26 protein-coding genes and 2 tRNA genes are annotated in these 26,610 nt (G+C 69.4%); 17 read left to right on the top strand and 11 right to left on the bottom strand.

Annotation, left to right across the window (positions count from 1 at the left end; genetic code table 11):
* Positions 1-235 precede the first annotated feature (235 nt).
* The 5 genes from fdnG to VGZ23_09280 are packed head-to-tail and all read left to right on the top strand — an operon-like array spanning position 236 to position 6,768.
* The gene (gene fdnG / locus VGZ23_09300; protein ID HEV2357788.1) at positions 236-3,310 is read left to right on the top strand and encodes a formate dehydrogenase-N subunit alpha; all 3,075 of its coding nucleotides are present in this window, start codon (positions 236-238) and stop codon (positions 3,308-3,310) included.
* On the top strand, positions 3,307-4,272 hold the full coding sequence (gene fdhE, locus VGZ23_09295) for a formate dehydrogenase accessory protein FdhE (GenBank protein ID HEV2357787.1): 966 nt from the start codon (positions 3,307-3,309) through the stop codon (positions 4,270-4,272). Before fdnG ends, fdhE begins: the two co-directional genes overlap by 4 nt.
* A 3-nt stretch (positions 4,273-4,275) precedes the next feature.
* The gene (locus VGZ23_09290) at positions 4,276-5,100 is read left to right on the top strand and encodes a 4Fe-4S dicluster domain-containing protein (GenBank protein HEV2357786.1); all 825 of its coding nucleotides are present in this window, start codon (positions 4,276-4,278) and stop codon (positions 5,098-5,100) included.
* Entirely contained in the window at positions 5,100-5,972 is an 873-nt protein-coding gene (gene nrfD, locus VGZ23_09285) for an NrfD/PsrC family molybdoenzyme membrane anchor subunit (GenBank protein ID HEV2357785.1), read from the top strand. Before VGZ23_09290 ends, nrfD begins: the two co-directional genes overlap by 1 nt.
* A 22-nt stretch (positions 5,973-5,994) precedes the next feature.
* On the top strand, positions 5,995-6,768 hold the full coding sequence (locus tag VGZ23_09280; GenBank protein ID HEV2357784.1) for a metallophosphoesterase: 774 nt from the start codon (positions 5,995-5,997) through the stop codon (positions 6,766-6,768).
* 45 nt (positions 6,769-6,813) lie between these two features.
* Here the strand turns inward: VGZ23_09280 and VGZ23_09275 are convergent, their stop codons facing one another.
* Entirely contained in the window at positions 6,814-7,233 is a 420-nt protein-coding gene (locus VGZ23_09275; GenBank protein HEV2357783.1) for an OsmC family protein, read from the bottom strand.
* A 147-nt stretch (positions 7,234-7,380) separates the two neighbouring features.
* On the opposite strand from VGZ23_09275, the gene VGZ23_09270 reads away from it, so the two are divergent.
* From VGZ23_09270 to VGZ23_09260, 3 genes are all read left to right on the top strand, one after another.
* Entirely contained in the window at positions 7,381-7,863 is a 483-nt protein-coding gene (locus tag VGZ23_09270; protein HEV2357782.1) for an adenosine-specific kinase, read from the top strand.
* The gene (rpiA, locus tag VGZ23_09265; GenBank protein ID HEV2357781.1) at positions 7,860-8,567 is read left to right on the top strand and encodes a ribose-5-phosphate isomerase RpiA; all 708 of its coding nucleotides are present in this window, start codon (positions 7,860-7,862) and stop codon (positions 8,565-8,567) included. Before VGZ23_09270 ends, rpiA begins: the two co-directional genes overlap by 4 nt.
* Positions 8,568-8,628: 61 nt before the next feature.
* Positions 8,629-8,940 (top strand): isoamylase early set domain-containing protein, encoded by a 312-nt coding sequence (locus VGZ23_09260; protein HEV2357780.1) that lies wholly within the window; start codon positions 8,629-8,631, stop codon positions 8,938-8,940.
* A gap of 20 nt (positions 8,941-8,960) precedes the next feature.
* Here VGZ23_09260 and VGZ23_09255 read toward each other — a convergent pair whose 3' ends face one another.
* Entirely contained in the window at positions 8,961-9,143 is a 183-nt protein-coding gene (locus tag VGZ23_09255) for a hypothetical protein (GenBank protein ID HEV2357779.1), read from the bottom strand.
* 155 nt (positions 9,144-9,298) lie between these two features.
* Between VGZ23_09255 and VGZ23_09250 the strand changes: the two genes are divergently transcribed.
* Genes VGZ23_09250 through VGZ23_09235 form a run of 4 tightly spaced genes read left to right on the top strand, consistent with a single transcriptional unit; the run spans position 9,299 to position 14,115 of the window.
* A complete protein-coding gene (locus VGZ23_09250; protein ID HEV2357778.1) occupies positions 9,299-9,628 on the top strand; it encodes a metal-sensitive transcriptional regulator in 330 nt (109 codons plus the stop codon).
* A 14-nt stretch (positions 9,629-9,642) separates the two neighbouring features.
* Entirely contained in the window at positions 9,643-12,009 is a 2,367-nt protein-coding gene (locus VGZ23_09245; GenBank protein HEV2357777.1) for a heavy metal translocating P-type ATPase, read from the top strand.
* 35 nt (positions 12,010-12,044) lie between these two features.
* Entirely contained in the window at positions 12,045-12,272 is a 228-nt protein-coding gene (locus tag VGZ23_09240; protein HEV2357776.1) for a heavy-metal-associated domain-containing protein, read from the top strand.
* A gap of 31 nt (positions 12,273-12,303) precedes the next feature.
* Positions 12,304-14,115, top strand: coding sequence for a glycoside hydrolase family 15 protein (locus tag VGZ23_09235; GenBank protein ID HEV2357775.1), 1,812 nt, complete (start codon positions 12,304-12,306; stop codon positions 14,113-14,115).
* On the opposite strand, the gene VGZ23_09230 is transcribed toward VGZ23_09235, so the two are convergent.
* From VGZ23_09230 to VGZ23_09200, 7 genes are all read right to left on the bottom strand, one after another.
* Positions 14,112-15,485, bottom strand: coding sequence for a dihydroorotase family protein (locus tag VGZ23_09230; GenBank protein ID HEV2357774.1), 1,374 nt, complete (start codon positions 15,483-15,485; stop codon positions 14,112-14,114). The genes VGZ23_09235 and VGZ23_09230 overlap by 4 nt on opposite strands.
* Positions 15,486-15,517: 32 nt before the next feature.
* Positions 15,518-16,429: a dihydrodipicolinate synthase family protein gene (locus tag VGZ23_09225; GenBank protein ID HEV2357773.1), complete on the bottom strand. Its 912-nt coding sequence runs from the start codon at positions 16,427-16,429 to the stop codon at positions 15,518-15,520.
* An 81-nt stretch (positions 16,430-16,510) separates the two neighbouring features.
* Entirely contained in the window at positions 16,511-17,497 is a 987-nt protein-coding gene (locus tag VGZ23_09220; GenBank protein HEV2357772.1) for an ABC transporter permease, read from the bottom strand.
* A 3-nt stretch (positions 17,498-17,500) separates the two neighbouring features.
* A complete protein-coding gene (locus VGZ23_09215; protein ID HEV2357771.1) occupies positions 17,501-18,472 on the bottom strand; it encodes an ABC transporter permease in 972 nt (323 codons plus the stop codon).
* 80 nt (positions 18,473-18,552) lie between these two features.
* Positions 18,553-20,016, bottom strand: coding sequence for an ATP-binding cassette domain-containing protein (locus VGZ23_09210; protein HEV2357770.1), 1,464 nt, complete (start codon positions 20,014-20,016; stop codon positions 18,553-18,555).
* Positions 20,017-20,054: 38 nt separating this feature from the next.
* Positions 20,055-20,624, bottom strand: coding sequence for a hypothetical protein (locus VGZ23_09205; protein HEV2357769.1), 570 nt, complete (start codon positions 20,622-20,624; stop codon positions 20,055-20,057).
* 41 nt (positions 20,625-20,665) lie between these two features.
* Positions 20,666-21,187 (bottom strand): BMP family ABC transporter substrate-binding protein, encoded by a 522-nt coding sequence (locus tag VGZ23_09200; GenBank protein HEV2357768.1) that lies wholly within the window; start codon positions 21,185-21,187, stop codon positions 20,666-20,668.
* A gap of 244 nt (positions 21,188-21,431) precedes the next feature.
* On the opposite strand from VGZ23_09200, the gene VGZ23_09195 reads away from it, so the two are divergent.
* Positions 21,432-21,510, top strand: a tRNA-Asp gene (locus VGZ23_09195).
* A 243-nt stretch (positions 21,511-21,753) separates the two neighbouring features.
* The gene (locus tag VGZ23_09190; protein HEV2357767.1) at positions 21,754-22,989 is read left to right on the top strand and encodes a copper amine oxidase N-terminal domain-containing protein; all 1,236 of its coding nucleotides are present in this window, start codon (positions 21,754-21,756) and stop codon (positions 22,987-22,989) included.
* Positions 22,990-23,080: 91 nt separating this feature from the next.
* On the opposite strand, the gene VGZ23_09185 is transcribed toward VGZ23_09190, so the two are convergent.
* Positions 23,081-23,353, bottom strand: coding sequence for a hypothetical protein (locus VGZ23_09185; protein HEV2357766.1), 273 nt, complete (start codon positions 23,351-23,353; stop codon positions 23,081-23,083).
* 147 nt (positions 23,354-23,500) lie between these two features.
* Between VGZ23_09185 and VGZ23_09180 the strand changes: the two genes are divergently transcribed.
* Positions 23,501-23,576: transfer RNA gene (locus tag VGZ23_09180), tRNA-Phe, on the top strand.
* Positions 23,577-23,787: 211 nt separating this feature from the next.
* On the opposite strand, the gene VGZ23_09175 is transcribed toward VGZ23_09180, so the two are convergent.
* Positions 23,788-24,135 carry a hypothetical protein gene (locus VGZ23_09175; GenBank protein HEV2357765.1) on the bottom strand — a complete coding sequence of 116 codons (348 nt, stop codon included), beginning with the start codon at positions 24,133-24,135 and terminating at the stop codon, positions 23,788-23,790.
* 261 nt (positions 24,136-24,396) lie between these two features.
* Here VGZ23_09175 and VGZ23_09170 point away from each other — a divergent pair, with 261 nt between their 5' ends.
* Positions 24,397-25,488, top strand: a complete 1,092-nt coding sequence (locus VGZ23_09170; GenBank protein ID HEV2357764.1) for a polyamine ABC transporter substrate-binding protein — start codon at positions 24,397-24,399, stop codon at positions 25,486-25,488.
* Entirely contained in the window at positions 25,461-26,558 is a 1,098-nt protein-coding gene (locus VGZ23_09165) for an ABC transporter ATP-binding protein (protein ID HEV2357763.1), read from the top strand. The genes VGZ23_09170 and VGZ23_09165 overlap by 28 nt, the downstream gene beginning before the upstream one ends.
* Positions 26,559-26,610 lie beyond the last annotated feature (52 nt).

The raw sequence follows: 26,610 nt of genomic DNA, 5'->3' as shown, positions 1-26,610 counted from the left end.
CCTCGCGCGGGGGGACGGTATCTCGGCGGGGGGATACGCCGCAATTCGAAGGAGGATATGCCGCAATAGGGAAAAAAAGCGTGTTAAGGATGCATTATCAGCAGCGGCTTCGAAGGGAGCGTTCCTACGGCGACTCGTACGGAACCGGTCTCCAGGCCGTTGATCCCCGCTCTCAGTCATCCCGACGAGCCTTACCGCGAGTTGCATCAGAGTTAATCCCATAAGGGGGCGCGCGATGAGCACGGTCACCCGTCGTGGGTTCTTCAAGTTGACGGCCGCCGGCGCGGGCACGGCGGCGGTCTCGGCGCTGGGATTTGATCTCGCCGAGGCCACGCAGGTCCAACAACAGCTCCACATCGCCGGGGCGACGGAGTCGCATTCGGTCTGTCCCTACTGCGCGGTCGGCTGCTCGCTCATCGCCTTTACCCGCAAGCATGCCGACGGCAGCGTCGAGATCCTCCAAATCGAGGGCGACCCCGACAGCCCGATCACCGAAGGCCGGCTCTGCCCGAAGGGCGCCACCGCGATGTCGCTGGCGACCTCCAGCCGGCGGGTCGAGCAACCGCTGCACCGCCCGCCGGGCGCGAAGGCTTGGGAGCCGGTCGGGTGGGACTTCATGCTCGACCGGATCGCGCGGCTCATGAAGGATTCCCGCGACCGGACGTTCGTCACACAGGACGCGAAGGGCAACACCGTCAACCGCTGCGATGGGATCGCCTTCGCCGGCGGGGCCGCGTTCAGCAGCGAGGAGGGGTACTTCGCGACCAAGCTGATGCGCGGGCTCGGGGCGGTGTACTTGGAACAGCAGGCCCGTGTCTGACACGGGCCTACGGTGGTCAGTCTGGCCGCCACGTTCGGAAGAGGAGCAATGACAAACCATTGGAGGGACATCAAGAACGCCGACCTGATTCTGATCAACGGCGCGAACCCCGCGGAGGCCCACCCCGTGGGCTTCCAGTGGTTCATGCGCGCCAAGCTCGATCCGAAGCGCGGTCCGGGCAAGGGCGGCGGAGCCAAGATCATCCACGCCGATCCGAGGTTCACCCGGACCTCGGCGGTGGCGGACACCTACCTCCGCATCCGGACCGGCACCGACGTCGCGTACTTCGGCGGGCTGATCAACTACGCGCTGCAGCACAACCTCCACCACGCCGAGTACGTGGCGCACTACACGAACGCGTCGTGGCTCGTCAAGGAAGGCTACGGTTTCACGGACGGCCTCTTCTCCGGCTACGACCCGGATAAGCGCACCTACGACACCGCCACGTGGGCGTACGAGACCGACGCGCAGGGATTCGCCAAGCGAGACATGACGCTTGCGCATCCGCGCTCGGTCTTTCAATTGCTCAAGACGCACTACGCTCGCTACACGCCGGAGATGGTCTCGTCGATCACGGGCATTCCGAAGGACGAATTCCTGAAGGTCGCCGCGGTCGTCGGGGAGATGGGCCGTCCCGACAAGGTGATGACGATCGTCTACGCGGTCGGCCTCACCCATCACACCACCGGCGTGCAGTTGATCCGCTCCGGCGCGGTGCTGCAGCTGCTCCTCGGCAACATCGGCCGGCCGGGCGGCGGCATGAACGCGGAGCGCGGCCACGCGAACATCCAGGGCAACACCGACCACGCGATCTCGTGGGACATCCTGCCGGGCTACCTCGCGATTCCCTCACCGGGCGAGAAGAACCTGGCGGACTACGTGAAGGAGAAGGCGCCGAAGAAATCGGACCCCAACTCCTGGAACTACTTCGGGACAAACTACAAGAAGTTCATGATCAGCCTGCTCAAAGGGTGGTACGGCGACGCCGCGACCAAGGACAACGAGTTCGCGTTCGACTACATCCCGAAGCCCGCGGGGAACTCGTCGTGGATCTCCATCTACGATCAGGCGCTGCGGGGCAAGATGGAGGGCGTCATTCTCAGCGGGATGACCGCGACGAGCATCGGGCCCGACTCCAACCAGGTGCTGGAAGCGCTGTCCAAGCTCAAGTGGCTGGTGGTGATGGACGCGCTGCCGACGACGAGCTCGGAGTTCTGGCACGCGCCCGGACTGGAATCGAGCCACATCCAGACCGAAGTCTTCATGGTCCCGGCGACCCACTGGATCGAGAAGGACGGGTCGTTCACGAACAGCGGCCGCTGGGCTCAATGGAAAGACCAGGTCATTCCACCGCAGGGACTCGCCCGGCACGATCACTGGATCATGGCAGACCTCTTCAACCGCGTGAAGACGCTCTACCAGAAGGAAGGCGGCAGGTTCCCCGATCCCATCATGCGCCTGACCATGGACTACAGGGATCCGGTCAAGCCGGAACTGGACGAGATCGCGCAGGAGATCAACGGGAAGGATCTTGCGACCGGCAAGCGCCTCGCCACGTTCGCCGCGCTCAAGGACGACGGCACGACGGCCGCCGGCGACTGGATCTACACCGGCAGTTACCCCGAGAGCGGCAACCTCATGAAGCGGCGCGCGGGCATTCACGACCCCGCGAAGAACGACCCGACCGGCATGGGATTCTACCCCAACTGGGCTTGGAGCTGGCCGGTCAACCGGCGGGTGCTCTACAATCGGGCGTCGGCCGACCTCGAGGGCCAGCCCTGGGACCCGGCGCGTCCGGGCATTCAATGGAGCGGTCAGAAATGGGTCGGCGACGTCCCGGACTACCCGCCGGCGATGAATCCGAAGGATCCGAAGGCGTGGCTGCCGTTCATCATGACCGGCGAGGGCACCGGACGGCTGTTCAGCAACACGCCCCTCGACGGGCCGTTTCCCGAGCACTACGAGCCAATAGAGTCGCCGGTCAAGAACCCGCTGCACCCCGACCAATCCGAAAACCCGGCGGCGTTCCTGTACGATAAGGCCGCGGGGCGGCCCAGCCGCTTCGGGACCCCGGAGGAGTTCCCGTACATCGGAACGACGTATCGGCTGACCGAGCACGAGCATTACGTCACCCAGCACGTGGAGCACCTCGTCCAGTTGCAGCCGGAAGCGTTCGTCGAGATCCCGGACGGTCTGGCAAAGGAAAAGGACATCAGGAACGGCGACATGGTCCGCGTCTCGTCGAAGCGCGGCAAGGTCGAAGCCCGCGCCTTGGTCACGAAGCGCTTGGGACCCCTCGACGTGGCCGGCAAACGGGTGTGGCAGATCGGCATTCCGATTCACTGGAGCTTCGTGGGGATTTCCGCGGAGCTCCATCCGGAGAAGTCCCAGCACTGGCTGGCCAACGTGCTGACGCCGTTTGTCGGCGACGCCACGGCGCGAACGCCGGAGTACAAGGCGTTCCTGGTTAACCTGGAGCGCCTCGGATGACCGAACAGCGCGAGCAGACTCAGTCCGCCGTTCTGGCCGCACCGTGGGGCGCCCGGCGCGAGCGCGCCGAGGCCCTGCGGGAGCGATATCCGTTTGCGCGTGAACCGCTCGCCCTTTATCGGGCGCTTCTCGACGTGCAGGAACCGGCCTGGTCCGCCGCCAGGCGGGACGCACCCGACGGCGCCGACGCGGCCGCTTATGCGGCGGAGCGCGTGCTGCCCCGCGTCCTCGAGGTCACGGCCGCGGCCGGACCGGGGACGCTCGCGAATCTTGTCCGCGGACAGTTCGCCGGGATGCCCGCGCCGGCCCGCGGCGAGATGATCCGCCGGTGGCTCGATGGGGAGGACCACAGCGCCGTCGAGCGGTATCTCGCCCGCGCGTCCGCCGGGCCGGTGCTCGAAGCCCTCGGAGCGCGGGCCGGAGATGCCTGCGGCGGCCGCCACGCCGGCAGGGAGCGGGCAGGGGTCGCCGAGGAGCCGTCCGGCGACCGGCGCTGCCCAACCTGCGGCGGCCTTCCCCAGCTCAGTTACGTCGCGGTGCCGGCGGAGGCGCTCGTGGCCGGTCCTCGTGTGCTGGTCTGCTCGCGGTGCGCGGCCGGTTGGGCGTACCCGCGACTCATGTGCGCCTCGTGCGGGGAGCAGGACCCGTCGAAACTGACCGTCCTCGCCGAAGTGGGCGTCGAGGAGCGCAGCCTGTCCGGCAGCACCGTCCGCGGGCTCCGCGGACGGATCGAGGCGCCGCCCGCGGAGACGCCGCGGTCCCGCTTACGCGGGACGTCGCCCCGCTTCCCGCACGTGCGCATCGATGCGTGCACCGCGTGTTCGCGGTACCTGCTCTCAATCGACCTGGGGCGCGATCCCCGCGCCGTCCCGGTGGTCGACGAGCTGGCCGCGATTCCGCTCGATCTCCATGCCGTCGATCGCGGCTTCACCAAAATCGTGCCGAATCTGATGGGGGCGTGAGCCATGCCTGAGGCCGTCGGCTTCTTCACCGACTCGAGCGTCTGCATCGGCTGCAAGGCCTGTGAGGTCGCCTGCAAGGAGTGGAACCGGCTCCCCGGCGACAAACCGGCGTTCATGGACAGTTACGACAACACCGGGGCGCTCAACGACCAGAACTGGCGCCACGTCCAGTTCATCGAGCGGATGGGCGACGAGCCGGTCCAAAGCGGCAACGGGCACGCCTGGCTGATGCTGTCCGACGTCTGCAAGCACTGCAAGCACGCGAGCTGCATGGAAGTCTGCCCGACCGGCGCGATCGTCCGCACCGAGTTCGACACGGTGTTCATCCAGCAGGATGTGTGCAACGGATGCCGCTACTGCATCTCCGCCTGCCCGTTCGGCGTCATCGGGTTCAGCGCCGAGACCGGTACCGTGCACAAGTGTACGTTTTGCTACGACCGCCTGCAGAACGGCATGACCCCGGCGTGCGCCCAGGCGTGTCCGACGCAATCGATCCAGTTCGGCCCGCTCGCCGAGATGCAGAAGCGCGCCGACGCGCGTCTGGCGGCGCTGCACGACCAGGGCTACGCGCAGGCGCAGCTCTACGGACGCGACGATCAGGTCTACGGCGGCCTCAACGCCTTCTTTCTCCTGATGGACAGGCCGGAAACGTACGGCCTGCCGAACGCCCAGAACGCCGTGCTGCCGCGCCGGAACAACCAGGGCGGCTATCTCGGCATGCTCGCGACGGCGCTCCTCGGCGCCGTCGCCGCGGTCGTGGCGTTCCGCGACCGGCGCATGACGGAATTGGGCCGCGCCCAAGGAGGCGCACAGGGGGGGAACGGGTGATGGTTGAGCACTTCGTCCGCCCTCCGGAGTGGACGTGGTACATCCTCTCGTATTTCTTCCTCGCCGGGGTGAGCGGCGGCCTGTATGCGATCGGGACGATGCTCCGGCTGTGGGGGGGCCGGGGCGACGAAGCGACCGCGCGGATCGCCTTTCTCTGGGCCTTTCCGATCCTGCTCGCGTGTCCGGTGCTCCTCACGCTCGATCTCGGACAGCCGCTGCGGTTCTGGCACATGCTGGTCGCCACGACGCCGGGACAGGGTGGCCCCATCTTCCGTGACTGGAGCCCGATGTCCGTCGGCAGTTGGGCGCTCTTCGTCTACGGGATGTTCGCGGCGGTGTCGTTTCTCGAGGCGCTGGCACGGCGCGGCGCCGCGGGGTCCGCGCCCGTGGGGATGGGGACCCGCCTGTTCAATCTGCTCGGGGCGCTGCCGGCGCTGTTCGTCGCATCGTACACCGGCGTGCTGTTGAGCGTGTCCAATCAACCGCTGTGGAGCGATACCTGGACCCTCGGCGGCCTGTTCCTCGCGTCCGGCCTGAGCGGCGCCGCGGCGCTGCTCGCGGCCGTCGCGCGGCGCGACGGCGGCACCGGCGCGCGCCTGCGGCTGGCGGACGGATACTTTGCGCTGATCGAGGTGGTGTGGATTCTCCTCCTCTTCGCCACGCTCGCGGCGGCCGGCACGCTGCCGCTGCTCGTGCGCGGGCCGTGGCTGTTCCTGTGGCTTATCGTCGCGATCGGGCTCGTGCCGCCGTTGATGGCGCTGGCCCGCAGGGAGCCGGCCCGGCCCCCCGCCGCCGCGGTGCTCGCCGCCGTCCTGGCGCTCGTCGGCGTGCTCGCGCTGCGGGCCGTCATCATCTTCAGCGCGCAGGTCTAACGCGGCTCCGCGCCGCGTTCGGATCGGCGTCGTCGCGGACATTCACTGCGGTCCGGACCGGGACGTTCTGCCGGGCAGCCGGACTCCGGCGCTGCTCGACCGATTCGTGGGGGCGATGCGGGAGCTCCGGCCGGCCTGCGTCGTGGATCTGGGCGACCGGATCAACAGCGTCGCGGCCGGCCAGGACGGTGTTCGAGAGCGCTATGTCCGGCGGCGTCTCGAGGAGGCCGGCGCGCCGGTGTACCATGTCCTCGGCAATACCGACGTGCAGCGTCTCGCGAAACACGAGACGCTCGCCGCGATCGGCACGGGCTGGGCCGCGCGGGCCGTCGACCTCGGTCCGGTGCGCCTCATCCTCCTCGACACGGTCGACCCTCCGGTCGAAGGCGTGGGCGGGGCGATCGCCGCGACGCAGCTCGACTGGCTGCGCGCCGCGCTCGCGGCGCACGAGACGCCGTGCCTGGTCTTCGGGCATCATCCGCTCGACGAGCCGGCGGTGGCGGGGCATCGGTACTTCGCCGAGCGCCCCGACCTCGCCGCCGTGCGGAACCGCGCCGAGGTACGGGCGGTCCTCGAGCACGCGCCGGCCGTGCGGGCCGTGTTTGCCGGTCATCTGCACTGGGCGCGCGCGGCGCAGATCGGCGCGATTCCCTACGTGACCGTGGGATCGCTCACCGACGCCGCGTACACCGGCGGCGAGCCCGCCGGATGCTACGCGGCGATCGCCGCCGGCCCGGACGCGGTCGATGTGTCGGTGTGGGGCCGCGCGCCGGCGCAGTGGTCGTTTCCACGGTGACGCGGACGCCGAGGACCGCGGTCCCGGCGGGGATGGGTCGCGCCCTTACGTGCCCGTGGCGATGCGCCAGCTGTAGGTCAACTCGGCGCTTTGACGCAGCATCGCGGAGACGGAGCAGTATTTCTCCTGACTGAGATCGACGGCCCTCCGGACCTGGTCGGTCTCGAGGCCGGCGCCCGACAGCACGTACTCGAGACGGATCCGCGTGAACACCCGCGGGTGGGCCTCGGCGCGGTCGCCGGACACATGGATCTCGAGGCCGGCAAGCGGCGCGCGCATCTTGCCCAGGATCGACACGACGTCCATCCCGGTGCAGCCGGCCAGCGCAAGCAGAAGCGTTTCCATCGGGGACGGCCCCTGACCGGTGCCGCCGTGCTCCGGCCGGGCATCGAGGGCGACCTTCCCGCCGGATTCCGCCGTGCCGTCAAAGCGCATGCCGCCCGCCCAGTGCATCGTGGCATTCATCGCGCGCCATCCTCCCATCGTACGGGTACCGGTAGCCTTCGACGCCGTCACCGGCCGCCCCGGCTGCGGGCCGGCCGCGACCAGGAATGGGCCGCCGGACGGGTGAAACAGGAGCCGGTCGACGCGGCGAAGCGGAGGCGGAGATCGATGGACACGCACGTGGTGGCGGTCGAGAATCCGAACGCGCTCAACGTGATTCTCGGCCAGGCGCACTTCATCAAGACGGCGGATGACCTTCACGAGGCCCTCGTCGGCGCGGTCCCCAACATCCGATTCGGCCTGGCGTTCTGCGAGGCGAGCGGCCCCCGGCTCGTCAGGACGAGCGGCACCGATCCCGGGCTCGTCGATCTCGCCGTCCGGAACGCCCGCGCGCTCGGGTGCGGACACGTGTTTGTCCTCTTCCTGGACGGCGCCTTTCCCATCAACGTGCTCGGCGCCATCCGGCAGGTGCCCGAGGTCTGCCGCGTCTTCTGTGCCACGGCAAACCCCCTGGAAGTCCTCGTCGCGGAAACGGAGCAGGGACGCGGCGTGCTCGGGGTCATCGACGGCCAGCCGCCGGTCGGCGTCGAGGGCCCCGACGACGTGCGCGCGCGACGGGACCTGCTCCGGCGGTTCGGCTACAAATTGTGAGGCCGGCCGGGCCGCGCGGTCCGCTGGAGCAGTACAAGCGGGAGGCGGCCGTGGCGGCGGTGGCGGCGGAGGTCCGCGACGGGATGGTGGTGGGCCTCGGGACGGGCTCAACGGCCGCCTACGCCGTCCGCGAACTTGGCCGCCGGGTGCGCGAGGACGGCTGGCGGATCGAGGGCGTGCCGACCTCGGAGCGCACCGCGGCGCTGGCCCGTGAGTGCGGCGTTCCGCTGGTCACGCTCGACGCCACGCCGGACGTCGTCCTCGACGGCGCCGACCAGGTCGATCCGTCCCTGGCGATCATCAAAGGGGGCGGCGGCGCGCACGCCCGCGAGAAGATCGTGGCCACGGCCGCCCGCCGGTCCGTCATCGTGGCGGACCACACCAAGGCCGTCACCCGGCTCCACGGGCCCGTCCCGCTGGAAGTGCTGCCGTTTGCCGTTCCGTGGATCCTCCGCACCGCGGCGGCGCGCGTGCCGGGTGCCGAAGCCCGGCCGCGTCTCAGCGACGGCCGACCCGTGGTGACCGACAACGGCAACGTGGTCGTCGAACTGGTGTGCGGTCCCATCGACGATCCCGCCGCGCTGGCGACCGAGCTCGACGGGGTGCCCGGTATCGTGGAGCACGGGCTCTTTGTCGGCGTCGCCGACGTCGTGTATTTAGCCGGGCCGGAGGGACTAATCAAGAATTTTGCCAAACCACGTTAGGTTCGCGCGGCGCAGGGGAAAATTGGTTAATGACAATCCCCCAACTCCCGGACGGTGCATCATGGCAACGGTGGTGCCTGTGACGTTTCGCTTTCCCGCGCGGCTGATGCCCACGGCACGAACGGTGTCCGTCGTCGGGTCGTTCAACGGCTGGAACGCGGCCGTCCATCGCATGCGGCGGGCGGGTGACGGCGATTGGGCGGTGACGGTGTACCTGACTCCCGGCCGTGCCGTATATTGCTTTTCGGTGGACGGCATGATGTGGCTGGATCCGGCGGACGAGGGCCGCGTCCCGAACGGGTGGGGCTCAGAGTACTCCGTGCGACACGTCGCGGCGGCGCCGGGGATGTTCGCCGCGGCACAGCCCGCGTAGCCGGCCGCCTAGAAGTGCGCCTAAAACACGAGCCAGTGCAGGAGCGGCACGGCAAGCAGGCCGTAGCCGAAGGCGAGGAATGAGCCCGCGATGAGGTGCTGCACCTCGTCGGTGACCCGAAGAACGCGCAGCGTCAACGCGGTGAGCGGCAGGCCCCAGGCAAGCATCATAGCGGCGGCGAGCGCCACCTGAGCAAACGGCATCCGGTTCTCCCCCCGAACGTCACCCGAAGTACCTCACATCCTAACACAAGTCCGCGCGGGACGGCCGCAAACCCGGTCGCGTTGACCGGGCGGCGCGGCGGTGGTACGCTGACGACACCTCCCCCCCCTGGGGGGAGGGGAGAGGTGGTGCGGCAATGGCCCGAACGGTTGCGGGCGTCGACCCGCGGGCGAAGGTGCGGATCCTGGCGCGGCTGCAGAGCATCGAGGGCCACTGGCGCGCGATCGTACGGATGGTCGACGAGGACCGGTACTGCATCGACGTCATCAAGCAGATCGGGGCGGTGCAGAGCGCGGTGGACAAGGCCACGGCGCTGCTCCTGGAACGCCACCTCAGCCACTGCGTCACGGACGCGATCCGGTCGGACAACACGCGGCAGCGCGAGCGGGCGATCGCGGAGCTGCTCGACGTCTTCGAGCACGGCCGCCATTACGCCCGGCCGAACGGCGGGGGAGGGACCGCCTAACGGCACCGGCGCCCATGGCGACGACCACCGTTGACCTGCCGATCGAAGGAATGACCTGCGCGTCGTGCGTGCGGCGGGTCGAGAAGTCCTTGCTCAAAGTCGACGGCGTGGGCGCCGCGACGGTCAATCTCGCCGCGGCCAAGGCCCGCGTCGCCTTTGACCCCGGCGTGGCCACGGTGGACGCGCTGCGGGCCGCGGTGGAGCGGGCCGGGTACGGCGTGGCCCCGGCCCCCGGAGGGGCGCCCGTGGAAGGCGCGCCCCCCGAAGGGGGGGAGCCCGCCCTGGACCGCGGGCTCGACGATTTGCGCCGCAAGTGGGTGACCAGCCTGGTGCTCGGCGCCGCGATGATGGCGCTGATGTACCTGCCGCTGCGGCTCGACCCGACCCTCTGGGCGCCGGTGCTGCTCATCGCGGCGTCGGTCGTCCAGTTCTGGGCCGGGGGCGTGTTCTATTCGGCCGCGTGGGCCGCCGGCCGCCACGGCGGCGCGACCATGGACACCCTGGTCGCGGTCGGCACCGGCGCGGCCTACGGCTACAGCGCCTTCATCACGCTCTGGCCCTCGCTGGCCCGGCGGTGGGGGGCTCCGTTCCACCTCTATTACGACTCCGCGGTCATCATCATCGCCTTGATCCTGCTCGGCCGGTGGCTGGAACGGCGGGCGATGCGGCAGATGAGCGCGGCCATTCGGGCGCTCGCGGCGCTCCAGCCGAGGACCGCGCGCGTGATCCGCGACGGCGCGGAACGCGACATCCCGGTCGAGTCGGTGCAGGTCGGCGATCACGTCCGGGTCCGCCCGGGCGAAAAGGTTCCGGTCGACGGGATCGTGCTCGAAGGCGAAGCGGCCGTCGACGAGAGCATGCTGACCGGGGAGAGCCTGCCGGTGGGCAAGGCGCCGGGGGCCACGGTGATCGGCGCGACGCTCAACCGGAGCGGGTCACTCGTCTTCCGCGCCATGAAAGTCGGCCGGGATACGACGCTCGCGCAGATCGTCCGGCTCGTCGAGGAGGCCCAGGCATCCAAGGCGCCGGTCCAGCGTCTCGCCGACGCCATCGCCGCGGTCTTTGTCCCCGCGGTGCTGGTCGTGACCCTCCTGACATTCGCGGGGTGGCTGCTGCTCGGGCCGGAACCGCGCTTCATCCACGCGCTCACGGCCGCGATCGCGGTCCTGATCATCGCCTGTCCGTGCGCCCTCGGCCTCGCGACGCCGACGGCCATTATGGTCGGCACGGGAAAGGCGGCGGGACTCGGCATTCTCATCCGCGGCGGCGAAGCCCTGGAGCAGGCCCGGCGGGTGACGGGCATCGTGCTCGACAAGACCGGGACCCTGACGCTCGGCCGGCCCGAGGTGGTGCACGTGCTGACGGCCGGCGACGTCGGGGAAGGGGATCTCCTCCGGTACGCCGCGGCGGCGGAGCGTGGATCGGAGCATCCCCTGGGCGAGGCGATTCTGGCGCGGGCGCGGGCGCTCGGCCTTGAGCTGCCGCCCGCCGAGCAGTTCCGTTCGGTCGCGGGCAAAGGGATCACGGCGGTCGTGGACGGCCGCCGGCTCGCGCTCGGCAACCGCGCGCTCATGGAAGAGCTCGGAGCGGCGTTGGACGGTCTGGCGGAGCGCGCGGGGGCGATGGCCCGCGCGGGCGCGACGCCGATGTTCGTAGCGCTCGACGGCCGCGGCGCCGGCCTCATCGCCGTGGCGGATCGCATCCGGCCGGACGCCCGGGACGCCGTGGCCCAGCTCCGCGCGCTGGGGCTCGACGTGTGGATGCTGACCGGCGACCACCGGCTGGCGGCCGAGGCGCTGGCCGCGGACGCCGGCATCCCTCCGGACCGCGTCCTGGCCGAGGTCGCGCCCCGGCAGAAGGCCGAGCAGGTCAAGACGCTCCAGGCCGCCGGGCAGGTGGTCGCCATGGTAGGCGACGGCATCAACGACGCCCCCGCGCTGGCACAGGCCGATCTCGGCATCGCCATCGGGACCGGCACCGACGTCGCCATGGCCGCGTCGGACGTCACGCTCGTCGGCGGCGACCTGCGGAACATCGTCGCCGCGATCGCGCTATCGCGCAAGACGGTGGGCGTGATCAAGGAAGGGCTGTTCTGGGCGTTCGCCTACAACGTCGTGCTGATCCCCGTCGCGATGGGCGCCTTGTACCCGTTCTTTCACGTGCTCTTGAGCCCCGTGCTGGCCGCCGCGGCGATGGCGATGAGCAGCGTGAGCGTGGTCACGAACGCCCTGCGGCTGCGCGGGTTCCGGCGTCCGGACAACGTCGAGGAGGTGCTGCACCCGCCGCTGCGCGCGGTCGCCGGCGAACATGCGTACTTGGGCGGGATCGCGCTCCTTGCCGTGCTCGTAGGCGCCGCCGCGCTCGTGCTGGTGCACCGCTAGGCGGAGTCGATGCTCGTCGCCCAGGGAGGGATCGTATGACCACGGTCGTGCTGCGCGTTCCCGATATCTCCTGCGAACACTGTGAGCGGACGATCAGGCAGGCGCTCGGCCGGACGGCCGGCGTCCGCGACGTCGACGTGAACATTCCGGCGAAGGAAGTGCGGGTCGCCTACGACGAGGCGGCGGTCGACCTCGAGCGGCTCAAGGCCGTGCTCCACGACGAGGACTACCCGGTCGCGTCGGTCGCGCCCGCCAAGTTGTAGCCCTCCCGGCCCTTTGGGGACAATACAGGGCATGGGATACCTCCCCATCGAGAGTTACGGTGTGGTCGGCGACCTCCGGACGGCCGCCCTCGTCGGGACCGACGCATCGATCGACTTCTTCTGTTTTCCGCGGTTCGACTCGCCGTCCGTCTTTCAGGCCCTGCTCGACGACGAGAAAGGCGGCCGGTTCGCCATCACCCCCCTCGTCGAAGACGCCCGGCACCGCCAGCTCTACCTCCCGGACTCCAACGTGTTGCTGAGCCGGTTTCTCGCCAACGAGGGCGTGGCGGAGATCTCCGACTTCATGCCCCTCGAGACGGCCGGCGGCACGCCGCAGCTCGTTCGCCGCGCCAAGACCGTGCTGGGCGAGATTCGGTATCGCCTCGTCTGCGCGCCCAGATTCGATCACGCCCGCGCCGCCCATCGGGCGGTCGCGACGGACGATGGCGTCGTGTTCACCCCCGAGGCCAACCATCTGCCGGCCCTCCGGCTGCGGGCCGACGTGCCGCTGGGCGTCCGGAACGGCGACGCGGTCGCGGAGTTCACGCTCGCGGCCGGGAAGACCGCCGCGTTCGTCCTGGAAGAGGCGCGCCCGGGCGAGGCCGCGCGGGCCGACCTCCGTGGCTACGTGTCCCGCTCATTCAAAGAGACGCTCAACTATTGGCGCCGCTGGGGTGCGCGCTCGACGTATCGGGGCCGGTGGCGCTCGACGGTCAACCGGTCCGCCCTGGCCCTGAAACTGCTCACGTCCCGGGAATTCGGCTCCATCGTGGCCGCCCCCACCTTCGGGCTGCCGGAGATGGTCGGCGGGGAGCGCAACTGGGACTACCGGTTCACCTGGATCCGAGACGCGTCGTTCACGATCTACGCGTTGCTCCATCTCGGCTATACGGAGGAGGCCGCGGCGTTCATGCGCTGGATGGTGCAGCGGTGCGAGGACCCAAATCCGGACGGATCCTTGCAGACGATGTACGGCATCGACGGCCGCCGCGACCTCACCGAGGTGACGCTCCCGCACCTTACGGGCTACCGGGACTCGCATCCGGTCCGGATCGGCAACGATGCCTACCGCCAGCTGCAACTGGACATCTACGGCGAGCTGCTCGACAGCGTGTACCTCTTCGACAAGTCGGTGGCGCCCATCTCGTCCGTATTCTGGGAGGCCCTGACCGGGCTGATCGAGTGGGTGTGTGAGAACTGGCGTCGGCCCGACGAGGGCATCTGGGAAGTCCGGGGAGGCGCCCAGGAGTTCTGCCAGTCCCGGTTGATGTGCTGGGTGGCGCTGGACCGCGCCCTGCGGCTGGCCCGCCGCCGTTCGTATCCGGCGCCGGTCGGCCGGTGGCGCGACATCCGCGACGAGATCTACCACAGCATGTTTCACGATTTCTGGAGTTCCGAGCGCCAGGCGTTCGTGCAGCACACAGGATCCTCGGCCCTCGGCGCCGCTAATCTCCGGATGCCGCTCGTGCGATTCATGAGTCCCCTCGACCCGCGCTGGCTCTCCACGCTGCGCGCGATCCAGCACGACCTCGTGGACGACTCGCTCGTGTACCGTTACCGGGTCGAACAGGCGCCGGACGGTCTGCGCGGACACGAGGGCACCTTCAACACGTGCTCGTTCTGGTACATCGAAGCACTGTCGCGCTCCGGCGACATCGAACAGGCGCGGCTCTTGTTCGAAAAGAACCTGGCGTATGCGAACTCGCTGGGACTCTACTCGGAGCAACTGGGGCGGCGCGGCGAGCACCTCGGCAATTTTCCCCAGGCGCTCACCCACATCGCCCTCATCAGCGCGGCCTGCGATCTGAACCGGCGGCTCGAGGCGGCCGGGCAGGGCGCCTAGACCGGAGGCGCGGTCTCGCCCGTCGGCCGCACGAACACCCCGTCGCCGGCGCGCGCGACGACGCGACCCTGCTCGTAGGACGGCCGGCCCCGCACGAACGAGTGCGTGACCCGGCCGCGCAGCTCCATCCCTTCGTACGGCGTCCACCCGACGCCGCTGTGGAGTTCCGCCCCGCGGACCGTCCAGGTCGCATCCGGATCGAAGATGACGAGATCCCCGTCGGAGCCCGGCGCGAGCACGCCCTTGCGCGGGAACAGCCCGAAGGTTCTTGCCGGCCGCTCCGCCAGTAGCCGCGCCAGGTCGAGCATCGAGACGCGTCCCGCGGCGACGCCGGCATGATACAGGAGCGGCAGCAGGGTTTCCACGCCGGGGGCGCCGGAGGAGCTCGCAAAGATGTCGGCGCGGTCCCGCTTCTGCGCGAGCGCCCAGGGCGCGTGATCGGAGGTGACCTGATCAATCCGCCCGGCGGCGAGATACGCCCAGAGGCCCTGCACGTCGCGGCGCGACCGCAACGGCGGGTTGATCTTGGCGAGCGGGCCGAGCCGTTCCATCGCCTGCTCGTCGAGGACCAGGTACTGGATGCACGTCTCGGCCGTGGCCCGCACACCCTCGGCCCGGTAGCGCTCGACGAGATCGAACGACCGCGTCACGCTGGCGTGCACGATGTGGACGCGGACGTCCGCGTGGCGGGCGAGTTCCAGGACGCGGTTCACCGCTTCGGTTTCCGACACCGGCGACCGGGTGCGGCCGTGGGCCAGAGGGCCGGTGTCGCCGGCCGCGCGCGCGCGGGCGATCGCCCGGTCGATGATGTCCTGGTTCTCGCAATGCACCGCGACGAGCCGCCCGGTGGCCCCGATGCGGCGAAACGCCTCCAGCAGCTCGCCGTCGGGAATGCGCGGGAAGCGGACCGGATGCGACTCGTACGTCGACACTTTGAAGGCGCAGGCGCCCGCCCGGGCGAGCGGCTCGATCGCGTCGAGGCCGCCCTCCTTCCGGATCGTGCCGTACAGGGCCACGTCGCAGACGGCTTCGGTGCCGACGTCCTCGACCTTGCGCTCGAAGGTCTCGAGGTCGGGCACCGCCGCGGGCATGTCGTAGGGCATGTCGACGATCGTCGTGACCCCGCCGGCCACCGCGGCCTCGGTGCAGCGCGTGATGCCCTCGGCCGGTTCGCTGCGCGTGTGCACGTGCGTGTCGACCACACCCGGCAGCACGTAGGAAGCGCCCGCGGCCACCGTCCGTGCCGCCCCGGGTAAGCCGGCCGCCGCGACGCCGATCGCCGCGATCCGCCCGCCCTCCACCGCGACGTAGCCGTCGTCGATGATCCGTTCCGGCAGGACCACCCGGCCGCGGACGACGAGCTCACACATCTCCGGCACGACTCGGCTCCGGGGCCGGCAGGTCAGCGCGCCACGGCGGGTTCGAGGTGCCCGCGTGCGACGAGGTGTTCGACGATACGGTCGAGCTGCCGCAAGGTGATGGGATCCGCGACGGCGCCGGGGTGTCGCACCGTGGCCGTGCGGATCGCTCCGCGGCGGACGAGGATCTCTTTGCGCATCGAGACGCCGAGGCCCGGCTGGAACTCGAAGCGGGCCAGGGCCACAAAGTCGTAGAAGAGTGATGCGGCCGCCGCGGCGTCCGCCGCGCGGTGGAGCCGGTAGAGCCGCACCAGCAGTTCGGGATAGGCGAGGCCGCTCATGATCCCGACGGCGCCCCGCTCGAGCTCTTCGAGGGCGTAGACGCCGCCGAGGGCGCCGAAGATCCCGAACCCCCGATCGGGGGCGAGCGCGCGGATCCGCTCCATCTTGGGCCCGGTCGGCGCGTCTTCGAGTTTCACGTACTTGACCCGCTCCAATTCGATATAGAGCCGGGCGAGGAGCGGCGGCGCCATGAGCACGCCGGTCGCCGGCGGGTAGTCTTGAATCACAATCGGCACGGTGGCCGCCTTCGCGACGCGCTCGTAATATCCGAACAGGGCCCCGTCGTTCTGAAGGCGGGGCGGCGCGACGAGCAGCGCGTCGGCGCCCAGCGCCTCGGCCCGCCGGCAGGCGGCGATCGCGACGTCCGTGCCGTTCGCTCCGGCGCCGACGACGAGCGCCTTCCCGCCGGGGAGCGCGCGGCGGAACGCCTCCACCACGTGATCCCGCTCCGCGTCCGTGAGACGGTCGGCCTCGCCCATGACGCCGAGGATCGCCAGACCGTCGACGCCGGCCTGCACCATGAACGCGGTCATGGTCTCGATGCTGGCGGTGTCGACCCGCCCCTGCTCGTCAAAGGGGGTGGGTGTGATCGGGTAGATCCCGGCGAGCGTCATGGCGGTTCCTCCGGAGGCACGAGATGGCGTGTGCAACGCGTAGCCGCGCACGACTGCTTTCGGCGGGTGGGGCGCGCCGACCTACTCCGGCTCCACAGGTGCGCCGAGCGACGCGGGCGGCGACGACTGCAGGGCGCGGAGCACGCGGAGGAACCGGCGCCGGGTCCCGGCCGGGAGCCGGTGGAGCCCGCGGTGGATCCACTCCGAATTTCCGACGGTCACCAGCAGCAGGGCGGCGATCATGAGGGGGAACGGGAGCGTCGGGAACAGCTGCGTCGGGATGGTGGGCATCAGGGTCTGCAGTGCGGTCCCGAGCGTCTGGAGCAGGACAAACAGGTAGGCGCCGGCGACCCCGCGGATCGGATCCCAGTTGCCGAAGATGACGATGGCCAGCACAATCCAACCTGTGCCTTCGATGCCGTACGGACGGCTCCAGCCAGGTTTGACGGCCAAGGAAAACGCGGCGCCGCCGAGCCCCACAAGCGCGCCCCCCACCAACGTATAGAGGTAGCGGACGCGCACGACATTGATGCCTCGGGCCAGCGCGGCCGCGGGCTGCTCGCCGGCCCCCCGCAAGACGAGTCCCGGCGCGGTCTTGGACAGATACCACCAGACCGCCGCAGTCGCGGCCAGGCTCAGGTAGACGAGCGGATCCTGATCGAAGAACACCGGCCCCACGATGGGCCAGTGCCCGAGCAGCGGGAGCGGCGCGTGCGGGACCTGCGGCCCCGGCACGTGGGCCACGGGCGTCCCCAATACATAAGCGAGGTTCTGGCACAGGAGCGTCAGGACGAAGCCGGTCGCGACCTGATGCTGGCGCAGCGTGAGGCTCGCCACCGCGACGACGAGGCCCGCGACCGCGCCGACGGCCATCGCCGCGGCGATGCCGGCCGGCAGGCTGCCGGCGGCCCGCGCGGCGGCGAAGGCGACCATGGCGCTCAAGAGTATCAACCCGTCGAGCGACAGGTTGATGACGCCGGACTTCTCCGCGAGTGTTTCGCCGAGCACGGCGAAGACGACAGGGGGCGAGGCCGCCACGACCGCTGCGGCCAGCGGCAGCGGGTCCATCCGTCAGCCGCTCCTGGACACGAGCCCCGCCCGGAGGCCCCGCACGAGAATCATGGACAGCACCAGGGTGCCCTGGATGACGGCGCCCATCGACGAATCGAGTTGCATCGCGAGCGGCAGCTGCAGACTGCCCATCGAGATCGCCGCGAATGCGCCCGAGATCAGGATGCACGCGATCGGACTCCGCCCGCCGAGCAGGACGACAAGAATGGCGAGGAATCCGTTGCCCCCGGAAATCAGCGGAAAAAGCTGGTGACGCGAGTACGCGCCCGCGATCAAGACAAAGCCGGCCAGCCCCGCCAGACCTCCGCAGAGCGCAAACGCCCGGAGCATCTCACGGGTCGTGGGAATGCCCCGGAGTTCGGCCGCGCGCAGACCCTTGCCCATCGCCGACAGATACAGGCCGAAATAGGTGCCGCGCAGCGCGGCGGACACGGCCGCCGTGGCCGCGAACCCGGCGAGCACTTCGACCGGGACGGCCACCGGAGGGATCCGAAAACTCGGGAGCCACAGCGCCGGTGGAAACGGCAGCGTCCCGCTCGTCGACGCGATGCCGGGCCGCGCCCAGGGGCCCAGCACGAGGTACACGGTGAAGCTGCCGGCGATGAAGTTGAGTCCGAGGCCGCCGAAGATTTCGTTGACGCGGCCGTACGCGCGCAGCGCGCCGGCCAGCAGCGCCCACAGGCCGCCCCCGACGGCCGCCGCGCCGGCCGCGAGAAGAAGCGCGGCCCACGGCGGTACCTGGGCCAGCGCCTGCAGCGCGCCGGCCGCAAAGATGGCGCCGAAGATCACCTGACCCTCGATCCCGATGTTCCACAGCCCGGCGGCGAAGGTGACGAGCAGGCCGGCCGCGGCGAGGAGAATCGGCGCCCACGCCGCCAGGACGAACGTGACGCGCTCCGGCCGGCCGAATGCGCCGCTCACGATGAGCCAGTAGGCCTGCGCCGGCGATGCCCCCAGCACCCGGAGGATCACGGCGCCGAAGGCGGCCGTGAGGAGCAGGGTGGCGGCGGCAACCCCTACGGCGCGGACGGGGCCGGCCGGAAACGGAGCGATCAGAGGGGCCTCCCACCGATGAGCTCGCCCAACTGTTCCACCGTCGTGGCGCGCGCGTCGATCGGTCCGGCGACGCGCCCGCCCGAGAACACGACGATGCGGTCGCTCCGGTCGCGCAGTTCGTCGAGGTCCGACGAGGAAAAGACGATCGCCGTGCCGTCCGCGCGACGTTCGAGGAGCCGCCGCCAGATCTCTTCGGCGGACTCGAGATCGAGGCCGCGGGTCGGGTGCTCCATGAGGAGGACCGTGACGCGGTCGGGCAGGAGCGCGAGCAGCGCGCGCTGCTGGTTGCCGCCGGACAGGGCCCCGACGTCCGTCTCCGGCGCGCCGCGGATGTTGAACTCGCGGATGCGCCGGGCGGCGGAGCGGTGTACGCCCGGCCAGTCGACCAGCGGTGACGGCCGGCGCTCGGCGATGGCCACGTGCGCGGCCAGCGTGAGCCCGGGCACCAATCCTTCGCCGAGACGCCCGGCCGGGAGATAGGCGACGTGCGCGGCGAGGAAATCGCGATAGGACCGGCCCGCGAGCTCCCGGCCGCCGATGCGGACCCGCCCTTCGATGGGGCGGACCAGCCCGGCGCACGCATGCAGGAACAACCGCTGTCCGCTCCCTTCCAACCCGGCGAGGCCGACCACCTCGCCGGCCCGCACCTCGAGCGAGACGCGCTCCAGGCTGAGGCGCAGATCGCTCACGGTCAGGCCGGCGATCTCGAGGACCGGAGGGCCGAGCACCGGCCGCGCGCGCGCCGCTCGAGGGATCTCCTGGCCGAACATGAGCCGCACGAGCGCCCCCGTCTCGGCGGGGACCGGGGCCTCGCCGGCAACGCGGCCCCGGCGCAGGACGGTCACCCGGCTGCAGAGCTCCTGGATCTCCTCGAGCTTGTGCGAGACGAAAAAGACGGCGTTGCCCTGCGCCGCCATCGCCCGCAGCGCGCCGAACAATTGTGTGCGCTGCGAGGCGGAAATCGCCGTCGTCGGCTCGTCGAGGATGAGGACGCGCACGCCGAGCCAGAGCAGGCGCAGGATTTCCATCTGCTGCCGCTCGCCGACCGTCAGCTGTTCGCCGCGCGCCTCGGGATGGGCCGCGAAGCCGAATCGCGCGGCGAGGGTTTGGAGCGTCCGGCGCGCCCCCGTGCGATCCGGGACCAAGCCGCCGGGGGCGCCGAGCAGAAAGTTGTCCAGCACGGTCAGCGACGGGAAGTCGAGGGGATCCTGGTGCACCATCCCGATCCCGGTGCGCACCGCCGCCGCGGGTGACGCGAGCCGCACCGGCCGGCCGTCCAGGAGAATCTGCCCGCGGTCCGGCTGGAGCACCCCGGACAGTATCTTCATCAACGTGCTCTTGCCGGCGCCGTTCTCGCCGAGCAGGCCGTGAATGCTGCCGGGCTCGGCGGCGAGCGTGATGCCGTCGTTCGCGCGGACCGCGCCGAACGACTTATGGATGTCGTTGAGCTCGACCCGCATGCCGGGATCGGACGCGAAATGCGATGCGGGCGCAGAGACTATCTCGCGGCGCCCTGCATCCCCTGCAGCAGTTGCGGCATGTACCAGACTTGGAGATCGGAAGCCGCCTGGCCCGAGGCGAGGTAGGAGGTACCGTCCTGCAGCCGCAGGGGTCCCTTCCACAGCACGACCGACCGGGATCCCATGGCCCTGATCAACGCGTCCAGCCGGGCGCCGGCTCTCGCGCTGAGCGCGGAGCCTTTCTCGAAACCGACCGCCGAGGTGTCCGGGGCGTTGATGTTCGTCCAGTCGGGGCCGTTCCAGTCCCAGTACTGTTTATAGGCGCCGCTCTGGACCATCTTGATCGCCTTGACGTACGCCGGTCCCCAGTTGAAGTACGGCACGCCGAGACAGACCGCCGGCGCCTCCGCGCAGGCGTTCTTGAAATCGTACGGCACCGCGAAGACGTGCCGGCCGGCCTTGGCCAGTTTGTTCGCCTCGACCAGCGCCTCCGTCGTGTCGATTCCCGAGATCACCACGTCGTGGCCGGTGGTGAAGAAGTCGTCCGCGACCTTGGTCGGGTCGAGCGTCTGCCCAGGGATGTTGAACCAGAAGCCGATCCACGTCACCTTGAACGCGAGATCGGCCGCGCGCCGGCCGAGATACGTGGTCAGCAGTACCGCGCGCCGAGGTAGGCGGAATCGGCCAGGCGGCGCGTCTCATCGTTCGCGAGGGGACCGAGGAAGCCGATCTTGCCGGTGCGCGTCGTGAGTGATGCGGCGCAGCCGCCGACCATCTTCATGTATTCCATCCGGCCCATGAAGTTGCTCTCGTTCGGGGGCGCCTTGTAGTCTTTGCCGGCCCGCCACGCCTGATCGCCCGAGACGTTGATGATCGGCAGCTCCGGATGGCTCTTCGCGGCCTCGAGCGTCCCGTCTTTGAAGTCGTCCGAGGTCGTCAGGACGAGCTTCGCGCCCTTGGAGACGAGGTCGTCCACCACCTGCGGCACGGTGACGCCGGGCTTGGCCGCGGGGTTCACGTTGTCGACGTAGACCATCCGCGCGCCGGGCACCTTGCGCTCCGCGTATTGGGCGCCGATGAAGTGCGCTTCGCTCCATCCATGGTCGTTATGCGGCCCCACGAGAACCACGCCGAACGGAAATCCCGCGCCGGCGGCCGTCGCGGGGACCATCGGTCCACCGGACACGACCAGGGCACCGACAAGGACGAGTGAGGCGGTGACGCACGAAAAAATCCTGCACATGGCGGTAGGCGCGCTCCTTTCCAGCCGGATGGGACGAATCAAGGAAGGCCGTTGACGCTGCCCTTAGTTCCCGACGCGCGCGCGTTTCCCTACCGGGGCCTTCCCAGTGAATCGGTTGACAGGGGACCGCGGCGGCTCTACCATGGCTGGTGGCGGGGGCGCCAGTGTTCGCGGGGGCGTGGTGTAGCCTGGTTTAACACACCTGCCTGTCACGCAGGAGATCGCGGGTTCAAATCCCGTCGCTCCCGCCAAATCCAGACGCGCGAGCCCCACATCGTCGCGCCGCGTTCCCACCCATCCGGCTCCGTTCCCAGCCCACCGCCCGGCCGCAATCGTTCTCGATACAGGCGCGCGCGGTGTCGAGCACGGGTTTGAGGCCGCCGGGCGACGGGTAATTTTGTGTTATAGTCCCCGGGGAAGCCGCCCGGGGGCTGTCTTATGGGGTGCCGGCTGAGATGTTCGTACGTCTCGACCAAGGACGGTGAGACTCCACCATGTCTACGAAACGCGTGCTGTGGGCCACTCTCCTCCTGGCTGTTGCCGTCGCGATGGCTGCGCCCGTGCCGGCGGGCGCGCAGGGGCTGATCCGGGTGTTCATCGACGGCCGTCCCGTCAACTTCGACGTGCCGCCGACCGCCATCCAGGGCCGCGTGCTGGTGCCCTTGCGCGGCATCTTCGAGCAGCTCGGAGCTACCGTTGACTACGACGCCCGGACGCAGCACATCCTCGCCGTCCGCGGCGGACAGACCGTCGAGTTGACCGTCGGGTCCCGTCAGGCCCGCGTCAACACTGCGCCAAAACTGCTCGACGTGCCGGCCTTCACCATCAACGGCCGCACGATGGTGCCGTTGCGCTTCATCAGCGAGGCGCTTGGCGCCGGCGTCCAATGGATCGAGGCGAATCAGACGATCCTGATCAGCAGCAGCGGCAGCGCGCCGGCCGCGGCGCCGCCGCCCGTCGCGACAAGCAGCCAGGTCGCGGGCCGTCTCATGGCCGTGTCCACCGGGCAGACTCCCCAGATCGTCGTGCGCTCCAACGGGCAGGACTACACGTTTGCGGTGACGCCGCAGACGGCGATCTATCGCTACAACGCCGACACGAACGCCGGCGGCTCCGCGGCGCTCGGGACTTTGAAGGCGGGCGACCACGTGGTCGTTGACACCAGCGGCGGCAATCAGGCGACGAAGATCACGGCGTCGTACCGGTTGTCCCCCGCGGGCCGCATCGCGCACGTGAGCGCCGGCGACCGGACGGTGACGCTCGCCAACGGCACAACGTATGTCGTCCTGCCGGATGCGCAGATCACCCTGAACGGGCAGGCGTCGGACTTCAGCGCGCTGCAGAACGGCCGCGCGGCGCGATTCTACGTCGTCCAGGGAACGAATCAAGCGTACCAGGTCGCCGTCTCAATCCCCACGAGCACGGCGCCCGTGCCGGTCGCGATGAAGGTGCCCACGATCACGTCGCCGGGGAACGGCGCGACGGTCGGCAGCACCATCACGGTGCAGGGCCGGGCGCAGCCGGGGGCGCTCGTCGTCGTGACCGCCCAGCCGCGGCTGGCCGGCCAGTCGGCTCGTTCGACGACGACGGCCGGCGCGGACGGCAACTGGCGGGTGTCGCTGAACCTCCAGTCGTTTCCGCTGGTCGCGTTTCCGTACGTCATCAGCGCGGTGCAGATTGTGAACGGCGCACAGTCCGACGCAGCCAGCATCGAGGTGTCGGTCCAGTAGCCGCGGCGGGGGAAGGATGCGGTAGTACGCGGGCGGGGCGGGTCCTCACAGAGGACCCGCCCCGCGCTCCTGGCGACGGCGATCGCAGGCGTTATGACGCGGACTTCTCCAACTGTTCCTGCGCGACTTCCTTGCTCAATTTCAGAATCGCGGTGTTGATCGTCCGGCGCGCCTCGCCGTGGTCCTGCAGCGCGGCGGCGGGAATCTCCGCCTGATACGTGTGGGTCCCGCGCGAGAACTCGACGGCGATCTTCCCGCCCTCGGCCTCCGTCACCGCCCCCACACCGATGTCGTCCCGGCCCGTACCCGCCACCGCCTCTTCCACTACACGACGGTACTGCTCGAGTTCCCTGTCGCGGAGCATACGTCCCCACCTCCCTGGTGATCGGTATTTACCCCGTGAGAGAGGTCTCGTCGCCGCCGGATGTCGCCGATCGCGGCCGGCGCGCAGCCCAACCTTGTGCCGCCGAGAACGTCTGGGCTATACTGTGTCTCGGCCGCGCCGCGCTGTGCCGGGGTAGCTCAGGTGGTAGAGCAGGGGACTGAAAATCCCCGTGTCGGCGGTTCGACTCCGTCCCCCGGCACCATATTTTGCAGTGGTTTCCCCTGGGTCTTCTATCGTGCGCAACTCCTTACTGTAGCCAAATTGTAGCCAATCTCGCTCTTAGTGCGCCACGATGGGCAGTGCGGTTTGGGCACGCGCGCAGCCAAAACCGCCTCAGGGCTCCTTGCCCGGGGCAGAGCGCCAGGCTTCAGCCTGGTAGCGGTTTAGGGGTTTTGTCGCGTACGGGACGGCGTTCAGGCCCCAGAGGAAATCCGCCTGAACTGCCGGATCGCTCCTTTCCACTCCCGGATCTCGGCCTTGGTGAGGAACTGCTTGTTCTGCTCCGTCACGATCCGGCCGGTCTTCTCGAACGCGTAGATAATCTCCGGCGGAGCGCCGGAGGCGACGAGGAGCTTCTTGGTCTCTCGATGCGCCCGGTCGAGCGGCACAGGGCGCGGGGCGTCGGCATCAGGATTGAAGAAGAGGGGATCGTCCGGTCCCGGCGGCCGCCCGAATTTTCGGGTGAACGCGTCACGGAGATCTTTCAGGGCAGCGACTACCTCCGGCGTGAGGGGGATGACCCCGCGACATTTGAGCGTCATAATGCGATGAATATGCCGCCGAGAGGCCCTTGGGACAAGGCATCGGCCCGCCGGCGCTAGCCGACCCCGTGTTGCGGCCCATCTCCCGGGGTTGGTCCCCGGCTAGTTAGCGCAATCGTGTTCGTCCTCGTCAACCTGGCGACCGATGTCTTGTATATGGTCGCCGATCCTCGCATTCGGTACTCGTAGCCGCCGGCGGGACCCGGGGCGCAAGCGGTCGAACACCGAGTCTATCCGATTGCGGGTAGAGGAGGCACTGAGATGCCACATCGCGGATGGTCGCGGCGGGAAATGCTTCGTATGGGCGGGTGCATCACCGGAGGTGTGCTCGCATCAGCGGCGGCCTCCAGGATCGCTCCGCTGGCGTTTGCGCAGGGCGGTGCGGGGCAGGTGATCGTGCGCGCGCTCGGCGGCGCGTACGAGGACGCCGAACGCCGCGCGATTTTCGATCCGTTCACGAAGGCCACCGGGATCAAGGTGGTCACCGTGCCCGCGACGCAGACCCAGGTCCTGGCGATGGTCCGTTCGGGCAGCGTGCAGCTGGATGTCCTGGATCTGGGAGAGAGCGGGACCATTCTACTCGATCGTGCGCAGGCGCTGGCTCCGATCGACTACGGCAAGTTCAAGCTGACCAATCCCTCCGATCTCAACGCGCCGATTCGCCGTCCGAACATGGTCGGCAACATTTACTTTGCGACCGTGCTCGGATACTCCGCGACGAACTTCGCCAAAATCCATCCGAGGACGTGGGCGGAGTTCTGGGACGTGGAGCGCTTCCCGGGCCCGCGGTCCCTGGAGGGTATCGAGGCCGGCGACGTCCCGCTCGAATTTGCGCTCCTCGCGGACGGCGTCCCGGTGGAGAAACTGTATCCGATAGACGTGGATCGCGCGCTGCATTCGCTCGGCCGGATCAAGAAGTCCATCCTGAAATGGTGGACGACCGGCGCGGAATCCGCCGCGCTGCTGGAGAGCGGACAGGCCGTGGCGATGGACATCTGGAACGGCCGCATTCAAGGCCCGATCGACAAGGGCGCGCCGCTCGCGATCGAGTGGAACCAGGCGATGCGGTTGAAGCAGTTTTGGTCGATCGTTCGTGGAGCCCCGAACGCCGGCAACGCGCTGCACTTCATCGACTTCGCGCTCCAGCCGCACGTGCAGGCCGATCTCGCGCGGTACATTCCCTACGGTCCCACGAACAAGAGGGCGTTCCGGTACGTCACGAAGGCGGACGCGGAGAAGCTCGTCAGCAGCCCCCAGCACTTCAAGGTGTCGTTCGACGAGGACGCCTACTGGTGGGCCGATCATCTCGACGCGGTGGCGAAGCGGTGGCAGACCTGGCTTCTCCAAGGGTAGGGGAGGCGGCCGCCCTCGTACTGCTGAATGTCAGGAAACAGTACGGGGACGTTACAGTTCTCGACAATCTATCGCTGACCGTAGCGCCCGGCGAGTTTTTCACGCTGTTGGGTCCGAGCGGCTCGGGTAAGACGACGACGCTGATGTTGTGGGCGGGGTTCGTCCTGCCGTCGGCTGGCCGGGTGGTGATCGGGGGGCGCGACGTGTCGACGGTGCCCCCATACCGCCGCAACCTCGGCATGGTCTTTCAGCATTACGCGCTGTTTCCCCATCTGACGGTGGCGCAAAACATCGCGTTTCCACTCGAGATGCGCCGGTGGCGGCGCCCCGCCATCCGGGCGCGGGTCGCCGAGTTGTTGGAGTTGGTGCGCCTGGGCGGGCTGGCCGAGCGCCTGCCCCGCCATCTCTCGGGTGGCCAGCAGCAGCGGGTCGCGGTGGCCCGCGCCCTCGCCGCGTCGCCTCCGGCGATCCTGATGGATGAACCCCTGGGAGCGCTCGACCGCAAATTGCGTGAGGAACTGCAGGTTGAACTGCGACGCGTCCATCGCGCGACCGGTGCGACCGTCGCGTACGTGACCCACGACCAAGCCGAGGCGCTGATCCTGTCGGACCGCGTGGCGGTGATGCGCGACGGACGCATCGAGCAGGTCGAGGCCCCCGCAACGCTGTACGAACACCCGGCCACGCGCTTTGTCGCGGAATTTCTGGGTGACGCGAATTTCTTCGCCGGCCGCGTCGTTGCGCATCAGCCGGACGCCGCGGTGGTGGAAACCGGCGATGGGATGCGGCTGCGCATTCCGCCGGTCGGCGCCGTCGGCGGAGAGGTGCTCGTGATGGTGCGGCCGGAGCGCCTCCGTCTCCTCAACGGCGGGGACGATCCGCCGAACGTGATCTCCGGCACGTTGACCGACCGTGCCTACAACGGGCTGGTCGTCCGGTACCAGGTTACGACCGCGGCGCGGAAAGAGATCGTGTTGAGCGTACCCTCGTTCAGCGCGCCGCCGGTAGAGGTGGGGATGCCCGTGCGGGTCGGCTGGGCGATCGAGGCCGGAAGAGTCGTCGCACCGTGAGACGGTGGGCGCTCGCGAGTTGGCTGCCGCTCGGATTTCTGTCGGTCTTCTT

The sequence above is a fragment of the bacterium genome, from assembly GCA_035945995.1.
In the GTDB taxonomy this organism is placed as follows: domain Bacteria; phylum Sysuimicrobiota; class Sysuimicrobiia; order Sysuimicrobiales; family Segetimicrobiaceae; genus DASSJF01.
The sequence above is the reverse complement of the archived record's forward strand: the minus strand, read 5'-3'. Positions and strand labels throughout refer to the sequence as shown.

Excerpts from the sequence above, each read along its gene's own strand:
- VGZ23_09170 (HEV2357764.1), top strand. The coding sequence starts at position 24,397 with ATGCCACATCGCGGATGGTCGCGGCGGGAAATGCTTCGTATGGGCGGG.
- VGZ23_09240 (HEV2357776.1), top strand. The coding sequence starts at position 12,045 with ATGACCACGGTCGTGCTGCGCGTTCCCGATATCTCCTGCGAACACTGT.
- fdhE (HEV2357787.1), top strand. The coding sequence starts at position 3,307 with ATGACCGAACAGCGCGAGCAGACTCAGTCCGCCGTTCTGGCCGCACCG.
- VGZ23_09235 (HEV2357775.1), top strand. The coding sequence starts at position 12,304 with ATGGGATACCTCCCCATCGAGAGTTACGGTGTGGTCGGCGACCTCCGG.
- VGZ23_09260 (HEV2357780.1), top strand. The coding sequence starts at position 8,629 with ATGGCAACGGTGGTGCCTGTGACGTTTCGCTTTCCCGCGCGGCTGATG.
- VGZ23_09250 (HEV2357778.1), top strand. The coding sequence starts at position 9,299 with ATGGCCCGAACGGTTGCGGGCGTCGACCCGCGGGCGAAGGTGCGGATC.
- VGZ23_09210 (HEV2357770.1), bottom strand. The coding sequence starts at position 20,016 with ATGCGGGTCGAGCTCAACGACATCCATAAGTCGTTCGGCGCGGTCCGC.
- VGZ23_09245 (HEV2357777.1), top strand. The coding sequence starts at position 9,643 with ATGGCGACGACCACCGTTGACCTGCCGATCGAAGGAATGACCTGCGCG.
- VGZ23_09190 (HEV2357767.1), top strand. The coding sequence starts at position 21,754 with ATGTCTACGAAACGCGTGCTGTGGGCCACTCTCCTCCTGGCTGTTGCC.
- VGZ23_09200 (HEV2357768.1), bottom strand. The coding sequence starts at position 21,187 with ATGGTCCCCGCGACGGCCGCCGGCGCGGGATTTCCGTTCGGCGTGGTT.
- VGZ23_09225 (HEV2357773.1), bottom strand. The coding sequence starts at position 16,429 with ATGACGCTCGCCGGGATCTACCCGATCACACCCACCCCCTTTGACGAG.
- VGZ23_09290 (HEV2357786.1), top strand. The coding sequence starts at position 4,276 with ATGCCTGAGGCCGTCGGCTTCTTCACCGACTCGAGCGTCTGCATCGGC.
- VGZ23_09230 (HEV2357774.1), bottom strand. The coding sequence starts at position 15,485 with ATGTGTGAGCTCGTCGTCCGCGGCCGGGTGGTCCTGCCGGAACGGATC.
- VGZ23_09220 (HEV2357772.1), bottom strand. The coding sequence starts at position 17,497 with ATGGACCCGCTGCCGCTGGCCGCAGCGGTCGTGGCGGCCTCGCCCCCT.
- VGZ23_09275 (HEV2357783.1), bottom strand. The coding sequence starts at position 7,233 with ATGAATGCCACGATGCACTGGGCGGGCGGCATGCGCTTTGACGGCACG.
- VGZ23_09185 (HEV2357766.1), bottom strand. The coding sequence starts at position 23,353 with ATGCTCCGCGACAGGGAACTCGAGCAGTACCGTCGTGTAGTGGAAGAG.
- VGZ23_09255 (HEV2357779.1), bottom strand. The coding sequence starts at position 9,143 with ATGCCGTTTGCTCAGGTGGCGCTCGCCGCCGCTATGATGCTTGCCTGG.
- VGZ23_09270 (HEV2357782.1), top strand. The coding sequence starts at position 7,381 with ATGGACACGCACGTGGTGGCGGTCGAGAATCCGAACGCGCTCAACGTG.
- VGZ23_09175 (HEV2357765.1), bottom strand. The coding sequence starts at position 24,135 with ATGACGCTCAAATGTCGCGGGGTCATCCCCCTCACGCCGGAGGTAGTC.
- nrfD (HEV2357785.1), top strand. The coding sequence starts at position 5,100 with ATGGTTGAGCACTTCGTCCGCCCTCCGGAGTGGACGTGGTACATCCTC.